We start from the raw sequence: 3,004 nt of genomic DNA, 5'->3' as shown, positions 1-3,004 counted from the left end.
CTGCCCGTCCGGGAACCGCTCGCGGACGCGGTGCGCCCAGTGCAGCGCGAGCGCGGTCTTCCCGACGCCGGGGATGCCGTGCACGATCCAGACGTCGGAGGCGTAGGCGCCGGCCCGCGCGGCGAGCTGCCGGTCCAGCTGCGCCAGCTGCTCGGTCCGCCCGGCGAAACCCCGCACGTCCCGGGGCAGCTCGGCCGGCCGCGCCGGCACGACGACCTCGCCGACCGGCTCGTCGGCCTCGCCCTTGAGGACCTGCAGGTGCATCGCCCGCAGCCGCTCCCCGGGTTCGACGCCCAGCTCGGCGTCGAGGCGTTCGCGGGTCGCGGTGTAGACCTCCAGCGCCTCCGGCGTCCGGCCGGACCGCTGCAGCGCGAGCATCAGCTGTTCCTGCAGCCGTTCGCCGAAGGGGTATTCGTCGACGAAGTGGCGCAGCTCCCGCACCACGTGCGTGTGCCGGCCGGTGGCGAGCTCGGCGTCGAAGAGCACTTCGAGCGCGGTCATCCGCTGTTCGGCGAGGAGCTGGCCGCTGCGCCGCACGAGCACGTCGGTGACCCCGCCCAGCGGCGGTCCCTGCCAGAGTTCGAGGACCGCGCGCAGGCGCTCGACGCCCCGGCGCGGCTCGCCGCCCTCGATGAGCCGCCGGGCGTCCTTGGCGACGTCGTCGAAGAGCTCGGTGTCCAGTTCGCCGGGCCCGACCTCGATCAGGTACCCGGGTTCGCGGCGCACGATCACCTCGCGGCCGAGCAGCTTGCGCAGCTCCCAGACGCGCACCTGCAGCTGCCCGCGCGCGCTGGCCGGCGGGCGGTCTTCCCACAGCAGTTCGATCAGCTGGTCTTCGGAGACGACCTGGTTGGCGTTGAGCAGCAGCGCGGCCAGGACGGTCCGCTGCTTCGGGCCGCCGAGCCGGGCGGGCCCGTCGACGCCGACCGCGGAAACCGGGCCGAGCAGCCGGTATTTCAGGTCCGTGAAAGCCGGGAGCGTCAGCACGGGTGCCGGCCGGGTCCGCACCGGCGCGGCGCGGTACGAGACTTCGTCGGCCGTCATCGGCGACCTCCGGCGCGCCGGAGGATCCGCGCTCTGCGTGCGTCGTTCGTCATGCGGGAGTCCGCCTTCCCCAGTAAAGTTCAGCCCCAGTGACGGCATGTGTTCAGATCGTCACCACGTCATCCCCCAGCCGGGTGACGGCACTCTCCGTCGAGCCGAACGTGCCAGCGGCGCGCGAGCAGCGTCAACCGGGTTGAAAACGTTTCGCGCCAGCCCGAAACGTCCACCCGGGACCCGGATCGCGGAACCTCTGTGACGTCGGGCCCGTGCCAGCGAAAACCCGCTCCACCAGGGCTATCCTCAGCCGGGAGAGGAGCGGTCGGCGTTGTTGAAAATTCACTTCACGGAAGCGGACCTGGCGCGGGTGACCATCGCCGAGGACGCCGACCCGATGTGGGAACTGCTGATGAGCAGCTACCGGATCCGGCGCCCCGAAGGCGAGCCGCTGTTCGGCCGCTGGCGCCGGGGGTCACGCTCCGCAGTCCCCGAGTCCGGCCGGCTCCTCATGTCGGCGGTCCCCCCGTACGGTTACTGCCCCGACTTCCTGACCCCGGCCGGCGCCCCCACCATCGGCGAAGGCGTCTCGGCGGTCCTCGAAACCCCGTCGCCGGTGCTGGCCGCCGACGTCGCCGAGCTGGCGGCGCAGGGCACCCGCGTCCCGCCGTGGCTGCGCCGCCTGGCCGAGGGCGAACCCCGCGAACTGCACCGCCTGGGCACGGCCCTGCACGACTACTACCGCCAGTGCGTGGCCCCGGACTGGCCGTCGGTGCGCCGCGCGGTCGCCCGCGACCGCCGCCGCCTCCAGTCCAGCCTCGACCGCGGCGGCCCGCAGCTGCTGCTGTCGACGTTGCACCCGGACATCACCTGGACCCCACCGGTGCTGCGGGTCCGGTTCCCGATCGACCAGGAACTGCACCTGGGCGGCCGCGGGCTGCGCCTGATCCCGACGTTCTTCGCGCACGGCATGCCGACGACGTACAAGGACCCGGGCCTGCCGCCGGTGCTGGTCTACTCGATCAGCCACACGCGGTTCGAGAGCGACGCGGAGCCGGGGCCGTCGCTGGCGGCGTTGCTGGGGCATACCCGGGCGCGGGTGCTGATGACGGTGGCGATCACGCGGTGCAATACGAGTGAGCTGGCGGAGTTGACGGGGATTTCGCTGGCTACGGCGAGTCAGCACGCTTCGGTGCTGCGGGCCAGCGGGTTGATCACGACCGCGCGGTCGGGGAAGTCGCAGATCCACGAGATCACGCCGCTGGGCCTCGGAGTGATCCGGGCGAGCTGAACCCGGCGGCCGAGATGACGTGAATGACTCATTCATGTCGTCTGACGACATGAATGAGTCCTTGAGTTTTAACGTCGGGGTCGTTGGAGGTGGCCCTGGTTGATCATGGGTGCAGCCCTTGGTCGATCCTTCTTCTTGTCTAGGGAAGAAGATCCAAACCAAGGGCTGCGTGATCAGTGTGACCGACAGGCACGAGCAGGACGCGGCGGGGTCGCTGGCCAGGTTCCGGGAACAGTTGCGCCGGTGCCTGACCCGGCGGGCTGATGCCATGTTCGAGCTGGCTGATGCGGTGGCGTCCGCGCCCGGGCGGGTGGGATCACTGCCGGGACTGTCGCTGGAACCGGAGTTCCGCCGCGGTCACGGCAGCGTGTATGCCGCGCTGACCGCGGGCCGGATCGACGAGTCCCGGCTGCGGAGACTGCTGCTGGCGGCCGTGCCCGCGGGCCGGGAGAGGCTGGTGTGGTTCGCCGGGGACGTGTCGAACTGGCCCCGGCCGGAGGCGGTGTGTTCGCCGCAGCGGTTGATGGTGCATGACAAGTCCGCCCGGACGCTGGCCGGGCATCCGGTGACCTCGGGATGGCCGTTCGCGGTCATGGCCGGGCTGGAATGGGGACCGACCTCCTGGACCGCGCCGGTTGACCTGGCCCGGCTGGGATCCGCCGATACCCTGACCGG

Annotated in this window: 3 protein-coding genes; 2 read left to right on the top strand and 1 reads right to left on the bottom strand. The window is 71.5% G+C overall.

Annotated features, from left to right (window positions below; genetic code table 11):
- Nucleotides 1-1,044, bottom strand: a 1,044-nt coding sequence (locus G3I65_RS07385; RefSeq protein WP_203612309.1) for a BTAD domain-containing putative transcriptional regulator, incomplete at its 3' end; no start/stop codon positions are given.
- A gap of 325 nt (nt 1,045-1,369) precedes the next feature.
- Between G3I65_RS07385 and G3I65_RS07380 the strand changes: the two genes are divergently transcribed.
- Nucleotides 1,370-2,329 carry a helix-turn-helix transcriptional regulator gene (locus G3I65_RS07380; protein WP_160695416.1) on the top strand — a complete coding sequence of 320 codons (960 nt, stop codon included), beginning with the start codon at nt 1,370-1,372 and terminating at the stop codon, nt 2,327-2,329.
- Nucleotides 2,330-2,447: 118 nt separating this feature from the next.
- Nucleotides 2,448-3,004 (top strand): transposase (locus G3I65_RS07375; RefSeq protein WP_239070724.1); only part of this gene is annotated, 557 nt, incomplete at its 3' end.

The organism is Amycolatopsis sp. SID8362 (assembly GCF_010550475.1).
Taxonomy (GTDB): domain Bacteria; phylum Actinomycetota; class Actinomycetes; order Mycobacteriales; family Pseudonocardiaceae; genus Amycolatopsis; species Amycolatopsis eburnea.
Note: the sequence above shows the minus strand (reverse complement) of the source record. Positions and strands in the feature narration are given on the sequence as shown.